Here is a 26,467-nt window from a genome sequence, read left to right as displayed (position 1 = left end):
TTCAGCGTCAATGGTTGGTGTGGGGTACGCGTTTCAAGTCCACACCCACTGTCAATGTACCTACCATGATGTCCCCATCGTATACAGGCACGCTAACCTGCGCGATCATGGCTTTGGTGCTGTCGTCCCAGCGGGCTCTGGAGATGTGCGCATCGGGTTTTCTCGAGGGCAAGTTGGTGTCGAAAACAGCGGTGAATTTTTCCTCGTCGCCTTGCCAGTAGTCGCTGGTCACTATGTTCATTGCCACCGTCTCGCCCTGGTTGCCCGTCAGGATGGCTTCTTTGAAATAACTCTGTTTGTTCATCTCCGTATTGAGCAGCGTGGACACGTTGGACTTTTTGATCTGCTCTGCTTCGGGTAGACGTCCGTTTAGTTTGATCCATTTCTCATCCAGCTCCATGACTTGGGCTTTGGTGAGCTGGCGTGCATTGGATGCTTTGACGGCCTCAATGACCTCGGGGTTGCTGGCGATGGCCTTGATTTCCTTGATCAAGGTACCTGCGCAAAATGCATGGGCGCGGGTGCCTGCAAATAGCAGCACGATGAACAGCAAGCCAAGGTAGGGTAGCCGTTTTCTGCATTCAAACATCGCGTTGAGCTTGTCCATGTTTCGCTTGTTCGGCCAGCTATTCGGCCAGTACCTTGATGAGCTTTAATTTAGACCTCGTTGGATTGCCTTGCAACTCCTTTCGGGTAAGGTAGCCCAGTGCGTTGGTGTTGTTGGCCAGCAAGTCGATCATGTGTTGGCTGTCGCGCGCAACTGTGGGCGCTTTGCTGATCCCAATGCATTCCAGAAGTCGCTGGACAGTGAGGAACTCTTCGGTGGTGAAGCCAAGCGTGCCTGAAATAAACCGGCTTCTTTCCCCGAACTCATCGTGCCGATCAATCACAAGCACAGCGGAATCGCCAACAGCCTGGCTTTGGCCGGTGTACAAATCACGCAGCTTTGTTTTGGAAATTTCATTGAAGTGAATGCTGCTGGAACCCACCAGTACCACTTCGGCGTGAGCCACGCCGGGGGCACCGACCATCGTCAACAACGCGAGGCTGGTAATCACTGAATGCAAAAAATGTTTCACGTCAAACCCTTGAAAATACTTTGACTACTTTGGGTAAGTTCTTGACACCACGACTACTAGGAACTTTTTATTTTGTTAAATCTTGTGAACTCAGTGTAAGACATGCCGAGTATGAACACAATTACTTGTGCACGGCTTTAATCAATGTTTTCCAAACCGGTTGATCAACACCAGAATTTTCTCGGCTTCATCCACAATGGTCGGCCACACGTCCTTGATTTCAGCCATCACCATGGTTTGTGCGGCCGGGTCTTCCAGTGCTTTGTCCATTCTCGAAAACTGTTGTTTGACACTTTCCGTGCCCAACATGCCCAGCACGCCAGCCAGCGAGTGAATTTCCCGTTTGAGAGTCTGGGTGTCATTGGTTTTTGCACAATCCTCCAGGCGTTCAATCAGGTTTTCACTGGTTTGTAAAAACTTGCCCAAGTATTTCGCCATTCTTTCTGGCTCAAAGCTGTCTACCTTGAAAATTGCAGAATGACGGGGGGTATTTGTTGGTTCTGGTGCTGTTGCAGCGTGCTCTGACAACGGGAGTCGGCTGGTTTCAGACCTGGTTTCGAATCCGGTCAATACACCTTCGGTGTTCCGGAGGCAGCGCTTGATGGCTTCGAACAAATTTTTCTCATGGAATGGTTTGGTCAGCACATCATTAATACCGTGTTCTTCGCAGCGAACTCGGGTTTGCTCGAATGCGTGTGCCGTGAGCGCCATGATCGGCGTTACACAATGCACGGCATTCTCTCGAACCCAAGTGGCCAGCTGGTAACCGTCGACAAAAGGCATTTCCAGGTCGGAAATCATCAGGTCAAAAGGCTCGGGTGTGTTTTTCAGAATCTGGATTGCTTCCCTTCCGTCTTTTGCACATCGTATCTGGTAGTTTTTCGGGCTCAGGAAATCCAGCAGCAATTCCATATTCAGCGGATGATCCTCGACGATAAGCAGTTTTGCGGTGCGAGCTTCGATTAGATTGCTGTTCTCCGCCTCGATGGTTTTTGTTGTTTTATGGGGCGCAGCGGTTTTCGATGTAGTTTTGGGCGTTGCCTGTTTGACATGGCGTTCCGCCAGTTTCATCAAGTGGACGGGCAAAATGGGTGTGGTCAATACGCGGTTGTTGGGGTCTGCACCATGAATGCGTTGAAGTTCAGCGGCATTGCGGTTGGACAACCACACCAGGTTGTTGTTGTGGTGTTGGTGATGCGCTTTGAGCAAAGACAACAATTCGGGAGAAGTTGCTGCAATGTCGCTGTCGATGAACACAATGTCCTTGGCTTCAAATGGACGTTGGTCGGTAACAAGTTCCTCGGCCGAAAGCGCTGCCAGTGGCACATAAAACTGATCCAGAATGCTGGAAATGGAGCGATGCAGTTTTTGGTCCAGCGAGCAGATGTAAGCGCGTTTGATGTCCGGGCCGTGCAGCAGGTTCGGATTGCGTGCAGGTGCCTCTGTTTCCTGGGTTTTCAGGTTCAATGTGAAGTAAAAAACCGAACCACGCCCCGGTGTGGAGTGGGCGTGAATGTCGCCCTCCATGAGGTGGACCAGTTCTTTGGCAATGCTGAGCCCCAAGCCACTGCCACCGAACATGCGTGTGGTGCTCGAATCGGCCTGTGTGAATTTGTCGAACACGCGTTGCAACTGGTCTTTGCTCATGCCAATGCCGGTGTCGCTGACGCTGAACTGCAAGGTCACTTGCTCATCCAGTTGTTTCAGCACTTTGACCGTGAGGTTGACATGTCCTTCGCTGGTGAACTTGATGGCATTGCCAATCAGGTTTTTCAGAATTTGACCAACGCGCAAAGAATCGCCCACCAGGCGGTTCAAGGTGGATTGCAGGCCTTTGCCTTGCAGTGTGTACAGCAGTCGTATGTTTTTATCCAGGGCAGAATTGCCCAAGGTGCCAAACACTTCTTCCAGCACATCGTCGAGCCGGAAAGGGCGTTGCTCCAGCTTGAACATGTCCGATTCAATTTTTGACAAATCCAGAATGCTGTTGAGCAAGTGAAGCAGGTTGTCGCCCGACAGTTGAATCTTGGTCAGGTAGTCTTTCTGTTTCTCGTTCAGATCGGTTTTCAGCGTCAGTGCGGTCATGCCCAGAATGGCATTCATCGGGGTGCGAATTTCGTGGCTCATGTTGGCCAGGAAAGAACTTTTGATACGTGACTCATTTTTGGCCCGTTCTTTTTCAACGTTGGCCAGGCTGACTTCCTCAAGCGCCTGTTTCACGCGTTCGCTTTTTTCAAGGTCGCGTTGGAATGAGCGGATCATTCGGTTGAATGCGCGAATCAGCAGGTTGATTTCATGAGAGCCAGTGCGATTGTTCACTCGCACTGTGTAGTCGCCCTTCATGATTTCTTCGCTGGCGTTGTAGAGCGAATTGATGGGGTCGATCACTTTTTTCTTGATTGACACCAAGCCGATGAACAGGCCCAACAAGAACAGCAGGGTGAACACCACATCCAGGTAAACGCTGTAGGTCAGCTCTTTGCGTGATGCATCAATCAAACCCAGATATCGGCTTTTCTCGCGCGCAATGAAACTGGACAATTCTGCGGAAAGTGCATTCGTCAACTCGATGTGTTCGCGATCGAACAGAACGCCAAATGTTTCTTTCACCTCGGGTGCGGAGAGGTACTGCCCCTCCTGCTTGTCGACAAAGCGGGTGATGCCACTTGCAAACGCGCTGAGTTCATTTTTCTCGAGTTGGTGGCGAAGGTCGAGAATGCGTTCAATGGCAGGTTCGTTTTCCGCAATGAATCGAAGTGAGTAAAGCCTTTCGCTAAGGTTTTGACCAATGCCCCACGAAACCGCAGGTTCTTTGTTTTGACCGGTAATTACATCGACCCAGTAGTCTGCGCCCACTTCGCTGGTGTAAATTCGACTGCCGTTGTGCAGCCCTACGATGTCGAGGTAGTGGTTGATGTATTCCGGGTTGCGGCTTGCGGCATAAAGCAGCACCAGCTTGCGCATGGCCTCGAACTCGGCAAGCGTGCGCGCAAGAATGGCTTCATCTGAGGCCCACGCCTGGTAGTAGTCTTCCTGAACGGTTTGCTGGTGAATCGAAATGCTTTTCACGCCGATGCCGAAAATCGAGAACACCAGAATGAGTAAGCCAAATATTCGAATCAGAAGGGTGAGTTTCATGGGCCAGCCTTGTTATTGGAATTGTTCGGCCCTGGCTTAATGACTTTGCGCTTCTTCTAGTAACCGCGATTGTCGCTCTGCCTTGGTGAAAATTGACACGGCATGGGCTCGATTCTGAGCGCCTAGTCTAACAAGGACTTCGCGCATGTGGGCACGAACCGTCTCGGGACTCAAATTCATGTCTCGAGCCGCTTCCTTCGCGGTCATGCCCACAGCAATGCGGCGCATGATTTCCACCTGGCGCCAGGTCAGTGGTTTCTTCGACCCGGGGGCAATGATGTTGGACTGAAATTCATTTTTGGATTTCATTTTGTCCGCATTCATGCCTTCCTGGCAGCTCACACCAGTGGCCATCAGGCCTTTCATGACCGCATCCAACAATTCATGGTAGTCGGCAGATTTGCGCACACAGGGTATTTCCATCTGCGCCAGTTCTTGCAGAATATCGTCGTGAGTGGTGCCAGTGAATGCCAGCAGTTGTGAGAACGGAAACAGATCGCGCACACGCTGGGCCGAATTTACACCTTCGCAGTCCGGCAGGTTCAAATCGAAAATCACCAGGCGAGGATTCTCATGGATGTATTGCTCGCTGGCCTGAATGGTTGGCACTTTGAGCACACTCAGGTCTGGCGCATGTTCGGTCAGCATGTCGGCCAGCATCATGGACACCAGTGGATGATCTTCAATTAAAAGTACAGCGTTGGGGTTCATTCGGCAACCTCCCAATTTGTTTGCCAGAAATAAAAACCGGTATTACCGATATATTCAATTTATGGTACGTGTGAACCCTCGAAGCGATGCCCCTTCATTTGGAGGATGGCTTCATTTGAAGCGTGCAGGCCCGGAATTATTTGTCCCTCAAATAGGGGGGGGTCTCTTTGTGTTGACGTTAGCTTACGGTCCTTACAGTAACCTAACGCTATCGAGTGTAATTGCCGTTTGGCCAGGTGAATGTTGTGAGTGAGTCGGAATCAAAACCTCTGGAAGTCTGGGTCGCTGAAGATTCACCTTTCTATCGCCTGGTGGTGGAAGAAGCGATCGAGGAAATTGCCAAAGTGACTTACCTGTCCATTTCCCTGACGGTGTTTGAGCGCTTCGGGGACATCCGTGCCGCTTTTGATCAGGCTGAGCGAGGCCTGCGACCTTTGCCATCTGCCGTGTTGTCAGATCTTCATTTTCCCGACAATGCGCATGATGACCTGCAGGACATTCTGGTGTTTTACAGCAGGTATGTTCATGCGGTACCCGTGTCTTACATGTCTTGCAATCTGGAAAGCCTGGAGCTTGCAGAAAGTTTGGCCGAACATCGTTCGGATGCCCTTCAGCAAGCGCGTTTCTTGCGCAAAGACACCGCCGAAACAATGACCAATCTGGTCAAAACCATTCATGCCATGGTGTTTGCGCCACGCACACATCATTCAAGCCTCGGTGCCACACTGGCCTGATCTCAGTTTTCAAAAACCCGAAACACAATCAGAAAGCAAGGCGCATTGCGCGCGGTGTCCAGAAACGGTGAAATCAGGATGTCGCAAGGCACCTTGTGTTCGGGATTGATTTCATATTCCGTTTTCACAAGAATTTTTTGACGGCTCAAAAAGCCAACCAGCAACTGGCGGTAGTGTCGGGTCGGTATGCGACCATGAATCAGATGATAGGGATTTCTTCCCAGCCATTTGTCGCGGCTTTGGCCCACAAAAGTTTCAAAAGCCGAGTTGACGTATAGCAAACCAAAGGGGTCTTTGGTTTTGCGAATGTCATTGGTCACCATGATGACTTCACGAATTTGTTCAATCGCGGAGTTCAGCATGTACAAGTCGCTGCTTTGGTTTTTGCGTTTTGTAATGTCTTTGATCAGGATGGTGTATCCCGTACCCGACTTGAAAACACGCAGCGAAATCCATCGTTTAATGAACCCTACAAATTGTTCGACAGATTTTGAAAAGCCTACCTGGTTGACCGTTTCGAGCAAAGTCGAAAACTGTTGCTTGTCGAGATCCGGAATCAGTTCATTCAAAGGCAGGGCGTGAACGAAGAGTTCCTTGTCTTTTTGAAGCAGGGTTTTTGCGTTGCGATTCACAAAGCTGACATTCAAATTTGAGTCGATTTCAACCAAGCCATCCGTGAGGTTGTCGACAATCAAATTGTACGTCAGCAGATTTTTCTCCAACGACTGTTCAACACGCCGGGTTTCAGAAATGTCAAGAATGGAGCCGTACAGACCCATCGGCACTCCGTCGTCACTGATGGAGGGACGGATCATCATCCGGAACCATTTTTTTCTGTCCTGTGCTTCTTGCGACTCGAATTCGAGGCTGGCTGGTTTGCGGTTGTTGATACATTCTATGAACAGGACTGCAATATTTCGTCCTGACAATCTGGATAGAATCGAGCTGAGGTGAAATATCGTGTTCAGTGAATCTTTGCTCGCGCTCAATACTTCTCGCAAGGTTTCTGTGGTTTTAAGAGATCCACTTTCGAGGTGATAGTACCAGCCCCCGACTTTGGCCAAGGTGCCCGTCAAATTCAACAGGCTTTCATCGAAGATTGATTTTTGAACCGACGAGGATTTGTTGATCATCGCTGTAAAACGCACAATCACCGATGGTTTCTTGAATGCCGTAAATCCTTTTTTGGGACAAAGCTCCATGCGAAGCCAGGTGCTGTTTTCATCCTGAAAGTTAAGGCGGACCCATGCCTCAGAGCTTGTATTGGTTTTCAGGCAGCGTTCCAAAACATTCGAAAATGTTTCTTGATCCTCGCCGTGAAGCAGATCAATAAAACTTTCCTTGTGTTTTACCTTGGTGAACTCATCGTCACCCGCGCTGGCCAATCCGGTAATCAAACCCTGATGATCGAGCGCGACCCGGCCTTTCACGGTTTCTCTCAAGAATGATTTTGGAAATTTCTTCAGGTCCTGGTTGGGTTCCATCCGGGGCAAGTTTGCCGTCTCGGTTGAGGCATCAATATGAAGTGTCTCCAAGTCGGGTTCGTGAAGTTTTTTCACCAAACCGAACAAGCGGGTGTCGCCAGAATTGCCACTGTCATAGACCTGTTCTTCAAAGCGAATGATGTCACCACTAGGCAACCGGACCCGATACACAAACGCAGTTCCGTCGCGTTTAAGTCGTGCTTTCTCGACCATTTCCCGGTCTTCCACAATCGGCAGATTGTGGAACCAACTGGCTTGTACCACACGGGTTTGCGAAAGGCTCAACCACTGTTCCATCGAAGGCGACAATTCAATCCATTCCCCGTGCCCAGCGTTCTTCCAGCTACCTAAACCTTGAATATTGTTGTGTTGTTGTTTTGAATTCAATTCGTTTGATTCTTTGGCTTTTAATGCGCGTTCAACGAGACTGTGTTCAACCAGTTTGGCCAAAGCAACCGCGATGGTTACTTCGGTTTTGCTCCATGTGCGTGGGTTGCTGTCGAGCAAACAGAAGGTGCCAATGTTGTTGCCGCTCACCGAGCGAACAGGAATGCCCAAATACGCGCGTATCCAGGGGCTGCCGAGCACCAAGGGATTGGTTTTGAACACAGGGTGCTCAAGACAGTCGTTGATGACATGTGGTTGTTCGTGCTGAATGGTGTAGGAGCAGATGGACAGGTCTCGCGGTACTTCCTTGACTTCAAATCCCCGCTTGGCCTTGAACCAGAGACGATCGGAGTCAACAAATGCAATGAAGCAAAATGCGCAATTGAACGCTGACAAACCCAAGTCTACAAGCGCTTCAAAATACTCTTCTTTTTCCGTGTCCAGAATATCAAGTTGGTAAAGCTCAGTGAGCCTGACCGCCTCGTTGATCTCATTTGGACTGCTCATTGTGGAAGTATCTCCGTCCCTCTTTCCTCTCGACACTCACTTTACACTTTGTCACTCGTATGAGGGACTACACTTTTGAACTACCCATTAAAAAATAGGAAAGTTGCGTGGGTAATTACCCTAGTTATTGATGAGAAGTGTCCGTATTTGCTCTACACGTTTCCTGTTTGCATCCATGTCGCTGTATCCAACGCGCGAAGCTGAACGAACATGCAGCAATCCGCTGCCCTGGTCCACACGAAATTCAACGTCGTCCACAAAACCAAAAAGATCGCTGGTAAAGGTGCTGGCCAGGTATTGCTCGTTTGAAAAATTTACATCGCCACCGAGCAACTCGATGACTTCCTTGACCTTCAACAGGGGTTCTTCCCCCATGCCGGGCGTGACGGGAAACGCAGCAATGGAGTGATCGTCGGACGGCGAGCTTTCGCTGCTTACGCAATTGGGTTTGTCGGGGCAGGGTGCCAGTTGTCCGTTGCTTAATCCAGGCGGGCTTCCGGTCTCTGAGTACAGGCCAAGGCCAAAAAAAACAATGATCACCACAGTGATCAACACGATCAAGCCCAGCAATGCTCTTTTCACGTATAAGCCCCTTCTGTCATATACTGATTGTTGAATTTTCTCCAGTTTAGCGGTCAGTGAGATCAGATGTCCAAGTCTTTGCAGTTTAAATTGTCTGAAGAAGAGGTTTCCCGCGTTGTAGAAATGGCCTGGGAAGACCGAACGCCTTTTGAGGCCATCAAGCTTCAATTCGGTTTGGATGAATCGCAAACCATCGAGTTGATGCGAACCCACATGAAAGCCAGCAGCTTCAGAATGTGGCGGGAACGTGTCGCTGGTCGCAAAACCAAGCACTTGAAATTGCGCGGCTTTGTTCGCACCAAAGCCTACGCGCCAGCACATTACAAAAACCGTTAATCAAGTCGTCAAATAACCCGGTTGAATCCGGAGGTCTTGAATGCTAAAGGAACAGCACAACTCCCCATTGGCAGCACGCAGTGGTCAAGAATGGATGTTGTGGTTTGGTCGTGCCTCCCAGCATATGCCCGATCTACACCGGGCATTCCAGTTTCTGGAAAGTTGCTGTGAGCTTCTCGATTCAACTGACGAAGCAGACGTGAAGTCCAGGCCACGAAAACTCAAACAACTGATTAATCGCTTTGTGGGGCAGGCGCGTTGTCCGTCGGCGCAGTCTTGCGAGCGCATCGCAGTGCGTACCCAAATTCTTGATGGTTGGTTGCAATCGGAGTTGCAGCGCCAGCAAGACCCTAATTTATTGGTTGAGTTGGGTGCGCATGGACTTCAAAAGTTGTTGGCCATTTGTGAGGGTGCGGATGACAAGCACGTTTTTTTGCTCAAGGCAGTCCGTGAATTCACGCGTGACTGGTTGGGCATCGTGTCCAGTCGTATTGAGAATTCCATAGAGCGTGCACATTTGGTGTATCCCGTGGCCATGCTGGATCAGGCAGGCTTGGTGGACCCTTCCTGGTGGTGGAAACAAATTGCGCTGTGTGACAGGTCCACCGTGCTTGGCTTGCTTGAGCTGGAAATCAATGACATGAACGAAATGCAGCCCAGCAGCAATGTAAGCTGGCGCTCCTTTGACAAACGCTGGCGAAGGTTGCGTGTGCGAGCACTGCTTGAATACTTGGGTGACAAGCGCCTGTTGGCTGAGTTGCTTCGGAAATCGGCAGTGGATGATTTTGAGGCAGTGGTGGCTGTGCGCATGTTGCGCGACGCAGGCCGTTCACGTGATGCCATTGTGCAGGCCGAGCAGTGGCTGCGTGCCTTGCCCAGAAGCCCTGTGCTGGCTGAAGCCTTGTTTGATTTGTACGCGGACGACGGGTGGGATGAAGAGGCCCTGGCGCTTGCAGTGACCCATTTTGGCTACGATCCAAACCCCGTCTGGATCGATCGCGTGGGGCGCCTTGTGTTGCCTTCAGCCAAAGCACAAATCAAAGCCTGGAAAAAACAGTTGCTTGCTTGAATGGCATCACAACAAGTCCATTTGCCCTTTTTGGGTTTTGGTCCGAAATGATTCCAGTACGGTTTTGCCCTGCGGATTGGCAAAATGTTTGAGTGGCAGCCCAGCTTGCAAATGCCCTGCCTGTACAACCCGCAAATACCAGCCGCAGTTGCCCTGTTGAATCATTTGTTTGGGCGCAGCGCCATAGCCCATACGGATCGCAAATTTGTGACAGGGCTCGCGTGGATCAGTAACCCGAAGTCGCACCTCGCCCAACTCGAACTCGTCCCCAATGCGCACTTGGCTTTCATCCAGACCTTCCACCACCAGGTTTTCACCCAAAAATCCCCAAGGCAAATCAGTGTCCAGATTCTTTTCCTGACGCCTTGCTTTCCAGAATTCATAATGTGCAGCCGGCATCATGTACACCGCTTTGTCCAGGCCGCCGTGCACTGACAAATTACATTGTTCATCACCTTCCAGGCCCAGCTTTTTCAGTTCAATTGATGTGGGGTTTTCTACGGTGCTCACAGCCTGCTTTTTGATCCCGCTGGCTTCGGTTTTGATGTCGCCCGAGGCGGTGCGATAAACGAGTGGGGCAACCAGTCCTGTGCATATTGCAATCAACTTCATGACACGTCCGTAGTAGTTTGGTTTCGCCACTTTACCTCGCCTGTGTCGGAAAGCAAACACGGTATGCGATTAGGTGATTATGCCTATAGGAAAAACTTATTTCCGTTTGCTTACAACATGTTAAACTCGAGGGCTAAGTTTGCGGATAAGCGACATATCGATCGCCCGTGTGCTTGGTGTCATGTTCCGGTCACACTGTAGAGCAACGCCAAAGCCCCCGCACAAAAGAATTACATTTGTCTATCTGGAGGTTTTAGCATGAGTGCAGTGCTGTCTATGGTCAGCCAGACCGTGCCGTCTTACGTCAAGCACAAAAAGCTTGTGGCCTGGGTGCAAGAAATTGCAGCCTTGACCGAGCCCAAGAATATTGTGTGGTGCGATGGTTCGCAAGAAGAGTACGACCGTCTTTGCGCTGAAATGGTTGAAGCGGGAACACTCCGCAAACTCAACCCCGAAAAGCGCCCCAATTCTTACCTGGCCTGGTCTGATCCCTCAGACGTCGCCCGCGTGGAAGATCGCACCTACATCTGTTCTGAAAAGAAAGAAGATGCAGGCCCAACCAACAACTGGGAAGACCCCGCCAAAATGCGCGCCACATTGAACGGTTTGTTCAAAGGCTCCATGCGCGGCCGTACCCTGTATGTAGTGCCTTTTTCAATGGGCCCCTTGGGTAGCCCGATTGCGCACATTGGTGTTGAGTTGTCTGATTCTGCTTATGTGGTTGTGAACATGCGCATGATGACGCGCATGGGCAAGGCCGTGTATGACGTGTTGGGCGAGAACGGTGAGTTTGTGCCTTGTGTACACACCGTGGGCGCTCCTTTGGAAGCTGGTCAGCAAGATGTTGCGTGGCCTTGCAATCCAACCACGAAGTACATTGTTCACTATCCAGAAACCCGTGAAATCTGGTCTTACGGTTCCGGCTATGGCGGCAACGCTTTGCTGGGCAAAAAGTGCTTGGCTTTGCGCATTGCCTCTACCATGGGTCGCGACCAGGGCTGGTTGGCTGAACACATGCTGATCTTGGGTGTTACAAACCCTGAGGGCAAGAAGTACCATGTGGCAGCGGCTTTCCCGTCGGCCTGCGGCAAAACAAACTTCGCCATGTTGATTCCACCCGCATCCATGAAGGGCTGGACCGTGACCACGATCGGTGACGACATTGCCTGGATCAAGCCCGATGCCAATGGCAAACTGCGCGCGATCAATCCTGAAGCCGGTTACTTCGGCGTGGCACCTGGTACCAACACCAAGACCAACTCGAACTGCATGGCTTCACTGAACGCCAATGTAATTTTCACCAACGTGGCCCTGACAGACGACGGCGATGTGTGGTGGGAAGGCCTGTCCAAAGAGGCGCCTGCGCACTTGGTCGACTGGACTGGTCAGGACTGGACCCCAGACTGCGGTCGCAAGGCCTCACACCCCAACGCCCGATTCACCGTGGCCGCGGAGCAAAACCCGGTAATCGACAACAACTGGGACAACCCGGCTGGTGTTGAAATTGATGCCTTCATTTTTGGCGGCCGTCGTTCAACTACCGTGCCTTTGGTCACCGAAGCGCGCAACTGGGTTGAGGGTGTTTACATGGCCGCAACCATGGGTTCGGAAACCACCGCAGCCGCATTTGGACAGCAGGGTGTTGTTCGTCGTGACCCGTTTGCCATGTTGCCATTCTGTGGCTACAACATGTCTGATTACTTCCAGCATTGGCTTGATTTGGGCAAGAAGCTTGAATCGTCTGGCGCCAAGTTGCCCAGTATTTTCTGCGTGAACTGGTTCCGTACCGATGCTGAAGGCAAGTTCATTTGGCCCGGTTTTGGCGAGAACATGCGCGTGTTGAAGTGGGCTTTGGAGCGTGTTGAAGGCAAGGGCAAGGGTGTTGACCACGTGTTTGGTACATCACCTAGCTACGACGACATCTCTTGGGAAGGTCTGGAATTCAGCAAAGAGCAATACGAGTCCATTACCGCGATCGATAAGGCGGCTTGGCTCGAAGAGCTTGACCTGCATGCCGAGTTGTTTGAAAAACTGAAGCACAACTTGCCAGCACAGCTGGAAGAAACCAAAGCGCAAATCGCCAGCCGTTTGGCAGCCTGATTTGGCTTGAACGTTTTGACTTTTTTCTGATACTCCAGAATTAGTCCTATGGCGGGCGCCCACAAGGCGCCCGTTTTCTTTTCTGCGGAATTTCTTCATGTTTGAGAACATTGAGCTGTGGGTGTTGATTGCTTTGTGCGCAGCGGCATTCGGTGCTGGGTTGATTGATGCCATGGTGGGTGGGGGTGGCTTGATTCAAATTCCGGCCCTGTTCGGTTTAATGCCTGGCCAAGGACATGCCACATTGTTGGGCACCAATAAAATTTCCAGTGTGGTTGGAACCACCTTTGCTGCTTACAAGTATGCCAAGGCCATTCAAGTGCCCTGGAATGCAGTATTGCCAGCCACGGCCATGGCTTTGATCGGGGCGTATTGTGGTGCTTATATCGTGACCCAAATTTCAACGGAGGTGTTGCGCTTGATGCTGCCGTTGTTGTTGATTGCGGTAGCGATCTACACCTTTTTGCGCAAAGACCTGGGCAGCGTGCATGCGCCCAAGCTGGACAAGAATCGAGAGCGATTTTTTGGTGCCTGTGTGGGTTTGGCCATTGGGTTTTATGATGGATTTTTCGGCCCGGGCACCGGGTCGTTTTTGATGGTTGCCTTCGTTGTTTTTTTTGGCTTTGATTTTTTGGCGGCAACTGCAGGCGCAAAGATGGTGAACATCGCTTGCAACATTGCATCCTTGGCATGGTTCGCACCGGCCGGGCATGTCATTGTTGCCTTGGGTTTGTTGATGGCGGTGTTCAATTTGGCAGGGGCCAGGGTAGGGGCAAGTTTGGCAATTCGGAAGGGTGCCGGGTTTGTGCGCAAGGCATTGCTGACGGTGGTGTTTCTTTTGATTTTGCGAACCAGCTACGACAGCTACTGGCCGTATGTGAAGGCGTGGCTGAGCTGATTGTTTCACGTGGAACATGTGGGCGAGTCGGTTTTGGAGTGATATGCAGGATTTGCTACATGGATGATCTGAGGCTTGGGTGCTGCACCGGTTGGCCTAAGCAAGCCTTCTGATTCCGGCTTGATGCTTCTGGCGTGTGGCATGCGAAACGCTTAAGCGTCTTCGCATCGACCTTGCAGGTCGCCCCTCGCTGCGAAGCCGCCGGGAAGCCTTGCAAAGCCGGCCAGTCGGTGCAGCACCCAAGCCTCACCTCAGCATCCAAAAGCCTCACTCCGCGCACACACAACGGCTACGTGTCGCCAGTGCGCTCAGGCTGCAATGCCCTCGCGGCGTCGGTCAAGAAAACCTGCCCGTTTGAATTCACCCGCCACGGTCGGCCATAGGCCGGCATCGAGACTCGGCCCGCTTTTTTGCCGAGCGAGGTGAGTCAGGGTGAATCTCAAAAAGGGAAATACAGGTTTTCTGGCGCGAGAGGGCATGCGACTGAGCAAGCTGAGCGCTTTAACAAAGTGGTTGGCTGTTGCGCTGCATCGGGCGTCTCAGTTGTCTGTTTTCTGTTCCACGTGAAACATGTTCGCTTGGGCAAAACCGCACCGAGGCATATAATTGCGCCATTGTCGTCGAATCGGATCAGTCCGGATTCGGCATTTGAATTTTGAATCCCATGTTGGATTCCGGCATCCAATGCCAGGAGTGAAGAATGTTTTATCCCGAAGAGTTTGATGTCATTGTTGTGGGTGGCGGCCATGCCGGTACTGAGGCCGCACTTGCTGCCGCCCGTGCGGGAAGCAAAACCCTGCTATTGACACACAACATCGAAACCCTTGGGCAAATGTCATGCAACCCTTCTATTGGTGGCATTGGCAAGGGCCACTTGGTGAAAGAGGTAGATGCTTTGGGTGGTGCCATGGCGATTGCCACTGATGAAGCAGGCATTCAATTCCGTATTCTCAACAGTTCAAAAGGCCCCGCGGTGCGGGCAACCCGTGCCCAAGCCGATCGAGTGTTGTATCGCCAAGCCATTCGTACACGTCTGGAAAATCAGGCCAGTTTGAGTATATTCCAGCAGTCTGTTGAGGACCTGTTGTTGGATGGCGATCGCGTGTGCGGTGCGGTAACTCAGGTTGGATTGAAGTTCAAAGCCAAGGCAGTTGTACTTACCGCAGGCACCTTTTTGAACGGCAAAATTCATGTGGGTTTGCAGAATTATTCAGCCGGTCGGGCAGGGGATCCTCCCGCGATCGGTTTGGGCATGCGCTTACAGGAAATGAAGTTGCCGCAAGGCCGTCTGAAAACGGGTACCCCACCACGCATTGATGGTCGCAGCATTGATTTTTCAGTGATGCAGGAGCAACCCGGTGACTTGGATCCTGTCCCCGTGTTTTCCTACCTCGGTAACACAGCCATGCATCCACGGCAGTTGCCCTGTTGGATTACGCACACCAACCAGAAAACGCACGACATTATTCGGGGTGGTCTCGACCGAAGCCCGATGTACACTGGTGTGATTGAGGGAGTGGGGCCACGCTATTGCCCATCGATTGAAGACAAAATTCACCGTTTTGCAGACAAGGAATCGCACCAAATTTTCCTGGAGCCCGAGGGCTTAACCACCAATGAGTATTATCCAAATGGTGTGTCTACCTCTTTGCCATTCGATGTGCAGTTGAGCCTGTTGCACTCGATCAAGGGATTGGAGAACGCATACATCATGCGGCCCGGGTATGCGATTGAGTACGATTATTTCGATCCGCGCGCGCTGAAAACCACACTTGAGACCAAAGCCATTGAGGGTTTGTTTTTCGCAGGTCAAATCAATGGCACCACGGGTTACGAAGAGGCGGCCGCCCAGGGTTTGTTGGCAGGTGTGAATGCGGCATTGATGGTGCAGGGCAAAGACCAGTGGACACCCCGCCGTGATGAGGCCTACCTGGGCGTGCTTGTAGACGATTTAACCAGCAAGGGTGTGGCAGAGCCTTACCGCATGTTCACCAGCCGTGCCGAGTACCGTTTAAGCCTGCGTGAAGACAATGCCGATCAACGCCTCACACCAATTGGCCGAAAGCTGGGTTTGGTCGACGACATTCGCTGGAAGGCATTCTCGGAAAAGCGCGAGGCAGTGGAGCAAGAGAAACAGCGTTTACGTTCCACGTGGATCAATCCAAAAATCGTAGCCCAAGCGGAAGCAGAGCGAGTGCTGCACAAAGGCATTGACCGCGAGTACAACCTGTACGATTTGCTCAAGCGCCCGGATGTCAGTTATCAGGATCTCAGTACGCTAAGCAAAGAAAATGGCGAGCTTGCCTTGAGCAAACCATTGCAGCAAAGCGATCTGGTTTCGCAGCTCGAAATTGAAGTGAAGTATGCTGGCTATGTGCTTCGCCAGCAGGCCGAAGTTGAACGGGGTGCAGGCAATGAATCAATTCGCTTGCCAGCGGATTTTGATTATTCCGGTGTGAATGGTTTGAGCAAAGAGGTGCAGCAAAAGCTGAATACGCACAAACCAGAGACGATTGGCCAAGCTGGGCGCATTCAAGGCATCACGCCTGCCGCAATTTCACTGTTGCTGGTGCATTTGAAGAAACGCGATTTGTTGAGCCGAAGTGCCAACCCCATCAAGTCTTCTGACGGAACCACGGAGCAGGTGGCTTGAATTCACTGCACCGAAAACCAAAGTCTGAAACCTTGGGGGCTTCAGACCAGGCACTGCTGGATGACGGAATCGCCCAACTGCGCCTGGGTTTGAATGCCGAGCAACACACTCAGCTGTTCAAATATGGGCAGCTAATCCAGAAATGGAACCGGGTGTATAACCTCACTGCCATCCGCAATAGCCGCGAATTGATTACGCACCATTTGCTTGATTCACTGGCGGTTCTGCCCGAGATATCATTTGCGCTGCAATCCACGTTGCAACCGAAAATTCTGGACGTGGGCGCAGGTGCTGGCCTGCCCGGTCTGGTGCTGGCGATTGCCCAGCCCCAATGGCACGTCACCCTGATTGACACCGTTCAGAAAAAAGCAGCCTTCATGACAGGCCATTGCCAGCCTGGGTTTGAAGAATGCTCAGGCTGTGCATGGTCGGGTCGAGGCGCACCAACCTCCAGCGCAGTTTGATTTGATCTGCTCCCGCGCATTTTCCAGCATCGACAACTTTATCGGGCTGAGTCAGCACCTGTTGATTGATGGCGGGCAGTTTGCAGCCTTGAAGGGCCGAGTGGAAGTCGACAGCGAAGTGCCCGAGGGTTGGCGAATTGAGGCACTTCATCCAATTGAAGTGCCATTCTTGGACGAGGCAAGGCACTTGTTCATGATTAAACGCTAAAATCAAAGCATTCATTCACAGGACAAGAAGATGGCGAAAGTTTTCTGCATTGCCAACCAGAAGGGTGGCGTGGGAAAAACCACCACCGCAGTGAATCTGGCGGCCGGTTTGGCCATGGCCAAACAGCGCGTGTTGCTGGTTGATCTTGATCCCCAAGGCAATGCCACCATGGGTTGCGGTATCGACAAGCGAAGCGTTAAACACACGGTTTACCAGGTGCTGGTGGGCATGGTGGGTGTGGCTGAGGCCACCGTTCGCGCAGAAGGCGAGTTCGATGTGTTGGCTGCCAACCGGGAGTTGGCGGGTGCAGAGGTTGAAATGGTCGAATTCGAAGACCGTGAAATCAAATTGCGCGAAGCCATTGCCCAAGTGGATAGTCAATATGATTTCATTCTGATTGATTGCCCACCCGCATTGTCACTACTCACCTTGAATGCCTTGTGTTGTGCCAACGGTGTCGTCATTCCCATGCAGTGCGAATACTACGCCCTGGAGGGTTTGAGCGACCTGGTCAACACTATCAAGCAAGTGTGTAAAAACCTGAATCCCAATTTGACCATCATTGGATTGCTGCGGGTGATGTACGACCCGCGCATGACATTGGCTCAACAGGTGTCTGCCCAGCTTGAGAAGCATTTCGGCAACAAGGTATTCAAAACCATCATTCCCCGCAATGTACGCTTGGCGGAAGCGCCCAGCTATGGTGTGCCTGGTGTTTTGTTCGACAAGTCCAGCAAAGGTGCAAAAGCCTATCTGGATTTCGCAAACGAAATGGTAGAGCGTCTGGGCTTGCCGATCGCTGCCTAAACTACATGCAGCCTAACTCCATTCAGCAGAAGACATATGAACGCAATTAAACGCAGCAAAGGCCTGGGAAGGGGTCTGGAAGCGCTATTGGGCCCTTCCGGCGACGACGCCAACAAAGACATGGGCGAGCAGGTGATGACCTTGCCTTTGGGCAAGCTGCAGGCCGGTAAGTACCAGCCGCGCTCCCGCATGGATGAGTCATCGCTCATGGAATTGGCCGAATCCATTAAAAGCCAGGGCATCATGCAGCCAATTCTGGTTCGCCCCATTGGCTCAGGAAAGTACGAAATTATTGCAGGTGAGCGCCGCTTCCGTGCCTCCAGATTGGCGGGCTTGGAGGAAGTGCCTGTGTTGGTCCGTGCGGTTCCGGATGAGTCTGCCCTGGCCATGGCCCTGATCGAGAACATTCAGCGAGAGGATTTAAATCCACTTGAGGAAGCCTTGGGCGTTCAGCGACTCATTCGCGAATTCAACTTGACGCATGAAGACGCAGCCCGTGCTATCGGGCGATCCCGCAGTGCAACAAGCAATATGTTGCGTCTGCTCAACTTGGCCGAGCCTGTTCAAACCATGTTGCTGGCTGGCGACATTGAAATGGGGCATGCCCGTGCTTTGCTGGCGTTAACTGCCGCAGAACAGATTGCCTGCGCCAATGAAGTGGTCAACAAGCGCTTGTCCGTGCGCGAAACTGAAAAGCTGGTCAATGACTGGGCCAGCGATGGCGATCGACAAGCCACCAAGCCCAAGCAAACAGCTGATGTGCGTCGCCTGGAAGAGGGCTTGGCCGACTGGTTGGCCAGTGCCGTTCAGTTAAAAGCCAATGCAAACGGCAAGGGCAGTGTTACTATTAAATTCAATAATTTGGATGAGCTGGATGGTGTGCTTCAGCGCATCGGCTTTCCCAAAGAAGAGCTTTGACTTTTGCACCAAATCGGTGTGAAAAATAAGCCGTTTTCGTTTGACGTGGGGGCGTACAAACCCCTATAATCTGGCGGTTTGTCAAAAACACGTGAGCCTTGCGGAAAATACGTATCCGAAAAAGGTTAAATGTGGCAGCGCAGCAAATATGTGGAAAATAGTCGGGCTCCAATGGGTCGTCGGGGTGGCAGTGTGCCTCCTCATGTTGTTGGTGTCCCCAATTCACGCGCAGTCTGCCGCTTGGGGTTTTGTCGCCGTGGCGTTGCCGAGCACATTGTTCGCCGCACGGTTGGCCTTGGGTAGTAAAACCCCCATGGGCGGAACCTTTGTGTTTTTGGCCGGAGAATTCCTGAAGGTTGGCGCAACAATCGCGATCATGTTTGTAGCGAGTCAAGTTGATCCGAACATTGTTTGGTGGTCCTTGATCCTCACAGCGGTCGTCACCCTCAAAAGCTATTTTTTGGCATTTTTCTTGAGATAAGTATGGCATCTTCACCGAATGGGCTAACCCCCTCAGAGTACATCGTCCATCACTTGCAGCATTTCGCTACCGATAAGCAAAAATTTATCGTCGATTTCTCAGTGATCAATCTGGACACGATGTTTTTCTCCATCCTGTCTGGTCTAATCGTGATCTTCATGTTGCGCAAAGCAGCATCCAAAGCCACCTCTGGCGTGCCCGGTCGTTTTCAGGGTTTCGTCGAAATGTTGGTGGAAATGGTTGAAAACCAATCCAAAGCCATTGTGCATGGCGATCGCAGTTTCATTGCTCCTCTCGCATTGACCGTGTTCCTCTGGATCGTGGTCATGAACGCCTTCGACTTGGTGCCTGTTGACCTGATCCCGATGGCTTGGGGTGAACTGCTGTATGCGCTTGGCTTTGCCGCCAGTCCTGGTGATCCCTACATGCGTGTGGTGGCCACGGCCGACTTGAACGGTGCTTTGGGCATGTCCTTGGGCGTGCTGGTCCTGATGCTTTACTACTCGGTAAAAATCAAGGGCGCTGGTGGTTTCGTGCACGAACTGTTTTGCGCCCCCTTCGGTGCAAACCCACTGCTGTGGATCCCTAACTTTGTATTGAACCTCATTGAATTTGCCGCGAAGACCGTGTCCCTGGGCATGCGACTGTTCGGCAACATGTATGCAGGCGAATTGGTGTTCATGCTGATCGCTTTGCTGGGTGGCGCTGCTGCGTTGTCCTTGGGTGGAGCATTCGCCTTCTTGGGCCATGTGTTGGCCGGTACGGTATGGGCGATTTTCCACATTCTGATCGTGTTGCTTCAGGGCTTCATTTTCATGATGTTGACCTTGATCTACATTGGCCAGGCGCATCAGGGCCACTGATCGATTTTTAGTTTTTTTGGTTTTTTTAATTTTTCATTTTTTCAATTTAAGGAGTTGTCATGACTAACGTTGCTTTCGTAGCTCTTGCTTGCGGCATTATCATTGGTTTGGGCGCGATCGGCGCTTGTATCGGTATCGCGATCATGGGTGGTAAGTACCTGGAAGCTTCTGCTCGCCAGCCAGAACTGATGAACGAACTGCAAACAAAAATGTTCGTTTTGGCCGGTCTGATCGACGCCGCGTTCCTGATCGGTGTTGGTATCGCGATGATGTTCGCGTTTGCTAACCCATTTGTTGGTTAATTTACAGCCACTTCCTTCGAACAACACCGCACGAATGTTTTAAGTCCAATTCGTGCGTTTTAGAGGAAACATGCCGTGAACTTAAACGCAACGCTGTTTGCTCAGCTCGTCGTTTTCTTCATCTTGGCGGTCTTTACGATGAAATTCGTATGGCCCCCGCTGATCAAGAGCATCGATGAGCGTGCAAAGAAAATCGCAGACGGCCTGGCCGCTGCAGAACGTGGTAAGCAGGCTTTGGCTGAAGCCGGTCGTAAAGCTGAACAGGAACTGGCTGCTAGCCGTTCCGAGAACCAGCAACGCCTGGCCGAAGCTGAAAAGCGTGCCCAGCAGATTATTGAAGAGGCAAAACAACAAGCCGAAGTTGAGCGCAAGCGAATTCTTGCGCAGGCTGAAGCGGAAGCTGCAAACGAAGCACAACGTGCCCGTGACCAGCTGCGCGATCAGTTGGCAACACTCGTGGTGAAAGGCGCAGAGCAAATCCTGAAGAAGGAAGTGAACGCCCAGGCCCACGCAGATTTGCTGAATCAACTGAAAGCGGAACTGTAAGCCTAACGAGCTAAGGAAACACAACATGGTCGAACTATCCACCATCGCCCGTCCTTACGCTGAAGCAGCGTTTGATGTTGCCAAAACATCGAACTTGAATCAGTGGAGTGATTGGCTACAGTCGTGGTCGGCAGTCGCAAGTAACCCAGACATCAAATTGCTGGTCAGCAACCCTAAGTTGACTGATGAGCAGGTGTTGAAGGTGTTTGTTGAACTGACCAAGACACCGGCGGAAGCGCAAGCAACGAATTTCTTGGGTGCGCTTGTGGAAAATGGCCGTTTGCTGGCCTTGCCAGAAATCGCTCGACAGTTCGAAGAATTGAAGAACAGCCATGAAGGCTCGGCAGACGCAATCATCGCCTCTGCCTTCCCCATGTCTGATGCTGAAGTTCAAAACGTACGTGGTGCATTGGAAAAGAAATTTGGTTCCAAGTTGAACGTCACAGTTCAAGTGGACGAATCGTTGATTGGTGGCGTTTGCGTCACTGTGGGCGATCAAATTTTGGATAGTTCGGTGCGCGGCAAACTCAACGCGATGAAGGCGGCTTTAACAGCCTAACTTGGCCCTCAAACGTAATTGGAGCAATCAATATGCAGATTAATCCCTCTGAGATCAGTGAACTGATCAAGAGCCGGATCGAAGGCCTCGGATCATCGGCCGACATCCGGACACAAGGTACTGTAGTGTCCGTGAGCGACGGTATTTGCCGCGTTCATGGTTTGTCAGATGTGATGCAAGGTGAAATGCTGGAATTCCCAGGCAACACCTTTGGTTTGGCGCTCAACCTGGAACGTGATTCCGTGGGTGTCGTTATTTTGGGTTCTTACGAGCACATTTCTGAAGGCGACCTGGTCAAGTGTACCGGCCGTATTCTGGAAGTGCCCGTAGGCCCTGAACTGCGTGGTCGCGTGGTGAATGCATTGGGTGTGCCAATCGACGGCAAGGGCCCAGTGAACGCCAAGATGACTGACGTGATCGAAAAAGTGGCGCCTGGCGTGATTGATCGTAAGTCAGTTGACCAGCCACTGCAAACTGGTGTGAAAGCGATTGACGCCATGGTTCCAGTTGGCCGCGGCCAGCGTGAACTGATCATTGGCGACCGTCAAACAGGTAAAACAGCTGTTGCGATCGACGCGATCATTAATCAGAAAGGCACCGGCGTAACTTGCGTGTACGTGGCTGTGGGTCAAAAAGCCTCCTCCATCGTGAACGTGTTGCGCAAGCTGGAAGAATTTGGCGCCATGGAGTACACCATTGTTGTGGTGGCTTCCGCATCAGAATCAGCAGCCATGCAATACCTGGCTCCTTACTCTGGTTGCACCATGGGCGAATATTTCCGCGACCGCGGTGAAGACGCCCTGATCGTGTACGACGACTTGTCCAAGCAAGCTGTGGCTTACCGTCAAATTTCCCTGTTGCTGCGTCGTCCACCCGGCCGCGAAGCTTACCCAGGTGACGTGTTCTATCTACACAGCCGTTTGCTCGAGCGCGCATCACGCGTGAACGCCGAATACGTTGAAAAATTCACCAAAGGTGAAGTGAAAGGCAAAACCGGTTCTTTGACCGCCCTGCCAATCATTGAAACCCAGGCTGGTGACGTAACAGCGTTCGTTCCAACCAACGTAATTTCGATTACTGACGGTCAAATCTTCCTGGAAACCGACTTGTTCAACGCCGGTATCCGTCCAGCGATTAACGCGGGTATTTCCGTGTCTCGCGTGGGTGGTGCAGCGCAGACCAAAGTGGTCAAAAAGCTGTCAGGCGGTATTCGTACCGACTTGGCCCAGTACCGTGAATTGGCTGCGTTTGCGCAGTTTGCTTCTGATCTTGACGAAGCAACCCGCCGCCAGCTGGAACGTGGTCGCCGTGTGGTTGAGTTGTTGAAGCAGCCCCAGTACGCTCCATTGAAAACATGGGAAATGGCACTGGCCCTGTTCGCAATCAACAATGGTTATCTGGATGATGTCGAGGTATCGAACGTTCTTCCTTTCGAGGTTTCTCTGCGTCAATTCATGCAGACAAGCCACAAGGACCTGATCGATCGTATCGAGCAGACTTACGAGTTGTCGAAAGACGACGAGCCAAAGCTGCACGAGGCCGTGAAATCATTCAAGAAAACTGGCGCGTATTAATCAGAGCGATCTGATTGTACCCACCGCATAACTCGGAAGGTCTCGTACCTTCCCAGTCATTGGAGGAAATACGATGTCAGGAATGAAGGAAATCCGGACCAAGATCAAGAGCGTGCAAAACACGCGAAAGATCACGAAGGCGATGGAAATGGTGGCTGCGTCCAAAATGCGCAAAGCCCAGGACCGTATGCGTTCGGCTCGTCCCTATGCGGACAAAGTTCGGAATATTTGCGCCAACCTGGCCAAGGCAAACCCTGAATACCGCCATGAATACATGGTGGAGCGCGACGAAATCAAAAACGTGGCTGCAATTGTTGTGACAACTGACAAAGGTTTGTGTGGTGGCTTGAACACCAACATTCTGCGTCTGGTGACCAGCAAGTTTCAGGAGTTGACCGGCAAAGGCGCAAAGGTACGAGCAACCGCAATCGGTACAAAGGGCGCTGGCTTCTTTAACCGGATTGGTGTTGAAGTGACTTCCAAAGTGACGGGTCTTGGCGACAAGCCCCACCTGGAAGCGCTGATCGGTGCAATCAAGGTTCAACTTGATGCATACGTTGCAGGCGAAGTGGATGCCGTTTATTTGGCCTACACCCGCTTTGTAAACACCATGAAGCAAGAAGCCGTGTTCGAGCAACTGCTGCCCTTGGGTGGCGAAAGGCTGCAAGCCGATGAGGGTTCCACGTCGTGGGACTACATCTATGAGCCGGATGCGAAGGCCGTGATTGACGATTTGCTGCTGCGTTACATCGAAGCATTGGTGTATCAGGCTGTGGCAGAAAACATGGCTTCAGAACAATCAGCACGTATGGTTGCGATGAAGGCAGCGTCAGACAACGCCAAGAATGTGATCAGTGAACTGCAACTTACCTACAACAAAGCCCGTCAGGCTGCCATTACGAAAGAATTGGCAGAGATCGTCGGCGGCGCGGCGGCTGTGTAAGCGGAAGTTCGGAACGATTTTGAATTAAGGAAATAACGATGAGTACTGCGACAAACGAAGGAAAAATCGTACAGTGTATCGGCGCGGTGATTGACGTTGAGTTTTCACGCAACAACATGCCGAAAGTGTACGACGCGCTAACCATGGAAGGTTCCGAACTGACACTGGAAGTTCAGCAGCAGCTGGGTGACGGTGTGGTTCGTACCATCTGTTTGGGTGCATCAGACGGCCTGCGCCGTGGCATGGCTGTGACCAACACAGGCAAGCCGATTTCTGTACCCGTGGGCCAAGGCACACTGGGCCGCATCATGGATGTATTGGGTCGCCCAATCGATGAAGCTGGTCCTGTGAACACCGACGCTACACGTGCCATTCACCAGAATGCACCTGCTTTCGACGAGCTGTCACCTTCGACAGAATTGCTCGAAACAGGCATCAAGGTGATCGACTTGATCTGCCCGTTCGCCAAAGGCGGTAAGGTAGGCTTGTTCGGTGGTGCGGGTGTGGGCAAGACCGTGAACATGATGGAATTGATCAACAACATCGCCAAGCAACACGGTGGTTACTCCGTGTTTGCCGGTGTGGGTGAGCGTACTCGTGAGGGTAACGACTTCTACCACGAGATGAAAGATTCCAACGTGTTGGACAAAGTGGCACTGGTGTATGGCCAGATGAACGAGCCTCCCGGCAACCGTCTGCGCGTTGCGCTGACTGGCTTGACAATGGCTGAATACTTCCGTGACGAAGGCCGTGACGTTCTGCTGTTCGTGGACAACATTTACCGCTTTACATTGGCCGGTACCGAAGTGTCTGCGTTGTTGGGTCGTATGCCTTCTGCGGTGGGTTATCAGCCAACACTGGCCGAAGAAATGGGCCGCTTGCAAGAGCGCATTACTTCGACCAAGAAGGGTTCCATTACTTCCGTGCAAGCTGTTTACGTTCCAGCGGATGACTTGACCGACCCGTCACCAGCAACCACGTTTGCTCACTTGGACGCCACAGTTGTGTTGTCTCGTGACATCGCTTCATTGGGTATTTACCCTGCGGTGGATCCACTGGATTCCACATCACGACAGGTTGACCCCAACATCATCGGTGAAGAGCACTACAACGTGGCCCGTGGCGTGCAGCAAACACTGCAGCGTTACAAGGAACTGCGCGATATTATCGCGATTTTGGGTATGGACGAATTGTCTCCAGAAGACAAGTTGGCCGTGGCCCGCGCGCGTAAAATCCAGCGTTTCCTGTCACAGCCTTTCACAGTGGCTGAAGTATTTACCGGTTCACCTGGTAAGTACGTGTCACTGAAGGAAACAATTCGCGGCTTCAAGATGATTGTGAACGGTGAGTGTGACCACTTGCCCGAGCAGGCTTTCTACATGGTAGGTACCATCGACGAAGCCTTCGAAAAAGCCAAGAAAATTCAGTAATCCGACTGGTGTGTCGTGCACCGGCGAAGGTGAAAATCCAAGCCGGTGCCCATCACAAAGGAAATGAGTATGTCGACAATCCACGTGGATGTGGTGAGTGCAGAAGAATCAATCTTCGAAGGTGAAGCAGAGTTTGTTGCTTTGCCCGGAGAGCAGGGTGAGCTGGGTATTTACCCACGTCACACCCCGTTGATTACACGCATCAAGCCCGGTACAGTTCGCATCAAGATTGCAGGTCAGGCTGAGGAAGAAGTGGTGTTTGTGAATGGTGGCGTGTTGGAAGTACAACCCAACTCGGTTACGGTTCTGGCAGACACCGCCCTTCGCGGCAGTGACCTGGATGAAGCCAAAGCAACAGAAGCCAAGCGTTTGGCCGAAGAAGCACTGGCCAATCGCAGTGCGGATATTGACTATGCTCAAGCACAAGCTGAATTGGCTTCCGCGATTGCCCAGTTGCAAGCCATCAAGCGCTTGAGGAAAGTACGCTAAGTAATAGGCGCTGAAGAACCTTAAAACGGTTTCAAGCAGAAAAAGCCACGGTGAGAACCGTGGCTTTTTTCTTGAGCGGACGTACTGTGAATGTGAGTGGAACTACACGGAATGTATTCGCAACATAAATGGCAACCAAGGAGCCATTTATGTACCAACGATTTAATGATTTGTTGAACGACCTTCAGCAAAATCGCCCCAGCAACATGACACCCCAAGGGCGGGTGTTTTTTTTCAATGACCAGCCGGTGCTGCTTCAGAATGGGGAAATGGAGGGAATCAACTGGGTCGATATCCACATTGAATTGAAGCGCTTTCGGCTGGACAATTTGAGTGCTGCCAAAAAGGTGTTGCAGGCCAATCAGGAAATGGGTGCCTCTACCCCGATCCCTTCCTGGTTTGCCATGAATGAAAAAACGGAAAACCTGATTTTCATTAACAGACTGGACTGGCGCCACATTACTTGCAAAATTCTGGAAGATCACATTTTGCGGTGTATTGAACAAATGGGAAGCGCGTTGGCTACCGAGGGTGTGTAAGCCGTTTTGAATGCCCACCGGGTTAGAATAAGGGCATGAAAATTGCCCTGTATT

Annotated in this window: 27 protein-coding genes; 20 read left to right on the top strand and 7 right to left on the bottom strand. The window is 51.6% G+C overall.

Annotated elements, in window-relative coordinates; translation table 11 throughout:
- Positions 1-7 precede the first annotated feature (7 nt).
- From FCS97_RS02855 to FCS97_RS02840, 4 genes are all read right to left on the bottom strand, one after another.
- Positions 8-607 carry a hypothetical protein gene (locus tag FCS97_RS02855; protein WP_138516390.1) on the bottom strand — a complete coding sequence of 200 codons (600 nt, stop codon included), beginning with the start codon at positions 605-607 and terminating at the stop codon, positions 8-10.
- A 19-nt stretch (positions 608-626) separates the two neighbouring features.
- Positions 627-1,079 (bottom strand): hypothetical protein, encoded by a 453-nt coding sequence (locus FCS97_RS02850; RefSeq protein ID WP_138516388.1) that lies wholly within the window; start codon positions 1,077-1,079, stop codon positions 627-629.
- Between the two features lie 141 nt (positions 1,080-1,220).
- Positions 1,221-4,217: a hybrid sensor histidine kinase/response regulator gene (locus FCS97_RS02845; protein ID WP_138516386.1), complete on the bottom strand. Its 2,997-nt coding sequence runs from the start codon at positions 4,215-4,217 to the stop codon at positions 1,221-1,223.
- Positions 4,218-4,253: 36 nt separating this feature from the next.
- A complete protein-coding gene (locus FCS97_RS02840) occupies positions 4,254-4,928 on the bottom strand; it encodes a response regulator transcription factor (protein ID WP_138516384.1) in 675 nt (224 codons plus the stop codon).
- A gap of 245 nt (positions 4,929-5,173) precedes the next feature.
- Between FCS97_RS02840 and FCS97_RS02835 the strand changes: the two genes are divergently transcribed.
- Positions 5,174-5,662, top strand: a complete 489-nt coding sequence (locus FCS97_RS02835) for a hypothetical protein (RefSeq protein ID WP_138516382.1) — start codon at positions 5,174-5,176, stop codon at positions 5,660-5,662.
- 2 nt (positions 5,663-5,664) lie between these two features.
- Here the strand turns inward: FCS97_RS02835 and FCS97_RS02830 are convergent, their stop codons facing one another.
- Positions 5,665-8,040 (bottom strand): PAS domain-containing protein, encoded by a 2,376-nt coding sequence (locus FCS97_RS02830; RefSeq protein WP_138516380.1) that lies wholly within the window; start codon positions 8,038-8,040, stop codon positions 5,665-5,667.
- 120 nt (positions 8,041-8,160) lie between these two features.
- A complete protein-coding gene (locus FCS97_RS02825; protein WP_171035141.1) occupies positions 8,161-8,622 on the bottom strand; it encodes a DUF1499 domain-containing protein in 462 nt (153 codons plus the stop codon).
- 66 nt (positions 8,623-8,688) lie between these two features.
- On the opposite strand from FCS97_RS02825, the gene FCS97_RS02820 reads away from it, so the two are divergent.
- Together FCS97_RS02820 and FCS97_RS02815 are read left to right on the top strand one after the other, a co-directional pair.
- The gene (locus FCS97_RS02820; protein WP_138516376.1) at positions 8,689-8,958 is read left to right on the top strand and encodes a TIGR03643 family protein; all 270 of its coding nucleotides are present in this window, start codon (positions 8,689-8,691) and stop codon (positions 8,956-8,958) included.
- 40 nt (positions 8,959-8,998) lie between these two features.
- On the top strand, positions 8,999-10,027 hold the full coding sequence (locus FCS97_RS02815; RefSeq protein WP_138516374.1) for a hypothetical protein: 1,029 nt from the start codon (positions 8,999-9,001) through the stop codon (positions 10,025-10,027).
- A gap of 6 nt (positions 10,028-10,033) precedes the next feature.
- On the opposite strand, the gene FCS97_RS02810 is transcribed toward FCS97_RS02815, so the two are convergent.
- Complete coding sequence (locus FCS97_RS02810) at positions 10,034-10,669, bottom strand: MOSC domain-containing protein (protein WP_138516372.1); 636 nt, start codon at positions 10,667-10,669, stop codon at positions 10,034-10,036.
- A 228-nt stretch (positions 10,670-10,897) separates the two neighbouring features.
- Here FCS97_RS02810 and FCS97_RS02805 point away from each other — a divergent pair, with 228 nt between their 5' ends.
- From FCS97_RS02805 to FCS97_RS02730, 17 genes are all read left to right on the top strand, one after another.
- A complete protein-coding gene (locus tag FCS97_RS02805) occupies positions 10,898-12,739 on the top strand; it encodes a phosphoenolpyruvate carboxykinase (GTP) (RefSeq protein ID WP_138516370.1) in 1,842 nt (613 codons plus the stop codon).
- A 97-nt stretch (positions 12,740-12,836) separates the two neighbouring features.
- The gene (locus FCS97_RS02800; protein WP_138516368.1) at positions 12,837-13,637 is read left to right on the top strand and encodes a TSUP family transporter; all 801 of its coding nucleotides are present in this window, start codon (positions 12,837-12,839) and stop codon (positions 13,635-13,637) included.
- A 700-nt stretch (positions 13,638-14,337) separates the two neighbouring features.
- Complete coding sequence (mnmG, locus tag FCS97_RS02795) at positions 14,338-16,290, top strand: tRNA uridine-5-carboxymethylaminomethyl(34) synthesis enzyme MnmG (RefSeq protein WP_138516366.1); 1,953 nt, start codon at positions 14,338-14,340, stop codon at positions 16,288-16,290.
- Complete coding sequence (locus FCS97_RS16765) at positions 16,287-16,754, top strand: 16S rRNA (guanine(527)-N(7))-methyltransferase RsmG (protein ID WP_281283829.1); 468 nt, start codon at positions 16,287-16,289, stop codon at positions 16,752-16,754. The genes mnmG and FCS97_RS16765 overlap by 4 nt, the downstream gene beginning before the upstream one ends.
- A complete protein-coding gene (locus tag FCS97_RS16760; RefSeq protein ID WP_281283828.1) occupies positions 16,711-16,962 on the top strand; it encodes an RsmG family class I SAM-dependent methyltransferase in 252 nt (83 codons plus the stop codon). The genes FCS97_RS16765 and FCS97_RS16760 overlap by 44 nt, the downstream gene beginning before the upstream one ends.
- Before the next feature lie 30 nt (positions 16,963-16,992).
- Entirely contained in the window at positions 16,993-17,769 is a 777-nt protein-coding gene (locus tag FCS97_RS02785; protein ID WP_138516364.1) for a ParA family protein, read from the top strand.
- A gap of 36 nt (positions 17,770-17,805) precedes the next feature.
- Entirely contained in the window at positions 17,806-18,687 is an 882-nt protein-coding gene (locus FCS97_RS02780; RefSeq protein ID WP_138516362.1) for a ParB/RepB/Spo0J family partition protein, read from the top strand.
- A gap of 91 nt (positions 18,688-18,778) precedes the next feature.
- Complete coding sequence (locus tag FCS97_RS02775; RefSeq protein WP_138516360.1) at positions 18,779-19,168, top strand: ATP synthase subunit I; 390 nt, start codon at positions 18,779-18,781, stop codon at positions 19,166-19,168.
- A 2-nt stretch (positions 19,169-19,170) separates the two neighbouring features.
- A complete protein-coding gene (gene atpB / locus FCS97_RS02770) occupies positions 19,171-20,031 on the top strand; it encodes a F0F1 ATP synthase subunit A (RefSeq protein WP_138516358.1) in 861 nt (286 codons plus the stop codon).
- Between the two features lie 59 nt (positions 20,032-20,090).
- On the top strand, positions 20,091-20,333 hold the full coding sequence (atpE, locus tag FCS97_RS02765) for a F0F1 ATP synthase subunit C (RefSeq protein WP_008247085.1): 243 nt from the start codon (positions 20,091-20,093) through the stop codon (positions 20,331-20,333).
- Positions 20,334-20,408: 75 nt separating this feature from the next.
- Complete coding sequence (locus FCS97_RS02760; protein ID WP_138516357.1) at positions 20,409-20,879, top strand: F0F1 ATP synthase subunit B; 471 nt, start codon at positions 20,409-20,411, stop codon at positions 20,877-20,879.
- A gap of 25 nt (positions 20,880-20,904) precedes the next feature.
- Positions 20,905-21,438, top strand: coding sequence for a F0F1 ATP synthase subunit delta (locus FCS97_RS02755; protein ID WP_138516356.1), 534 nt, complete (start codon positions 20,905-20,907; stop codon positions 21,436-21,438).
- Between the two features lie 32 nt (positions 21,439-21,470).
- Entirely contained in the window at positions 21,471-23,012 is a 1,542-nt protein-coding gene (gene atpA, locus FCS97_RS02750; RefSeq protein WP_138516353.1) for a F0F1 ATP synthase subunit alpha, read from the top strand.
- Positions 23,013-23,085: 73 nt separating this feature from the next.
- Entirely contained in the window at positions 23,086-23,955 is an 870-nt protein-coding gene (atpG, locus tag FCS97_RS02745) for a F0F1 ATP synthase subunit gamma (protein ID WP_138516351.1), read from the top strand.
- A gap of 38 nt (positions 23,956-23,993) precedes the next feature.
- Complete coding sequence (gene atpD, locus FCS97_RS02740) at positions 23,994-25,385, top strand: F0F1 ATP synthase subunit beta (protein WP_138516349.1); 1,392 nt, start codon at positions 23,994-23,996, stop codon at positions 25,383-25,385.
- Between the two features lie 69 nt (positions 25,386-25,454).
- On the top strand, positions 25,455-25,874 hold the full coding sequence (locus tag FCS97_RS02735) for a F0F1 ATP synthase subunit epsilon (protein WP_138516347.1): 420 nt from the start codon (positions 25,455-25,457) through the stop codon (positions 25,872-25,874).
- A 149-nt stretch (positions 25,875-26,023) separates the two neighbouring features.
- Complete coding sequence (locus tag FCS97_RS02730) at positions 26,024-26,413, top strand: hypothetical protein (RefSeq protein ID WP_138516345.1); 390 nt, start codon at positions 26,024-26,026, stop codon at positions 26,411-26,413.
- Positions 26,414-26,467 lie beyond the last annotated feature (54 nt).

Source organism: Limnobacter alexandrii (assembly GCF_005871185.1).
Classification (GTDB): domain Bacteria; phylum Pseudomonadota; class Gammaproteobacteria; order Burkholderiales; family Burkholderiaceae_B; genus Limnobacter; species Limnobacter alexandrii.
The sequence above is the reverse complement of the archived record's forward strand: the minus strand, read 5'-3'. Positions and strand labels throughout refer to the sequence as shown.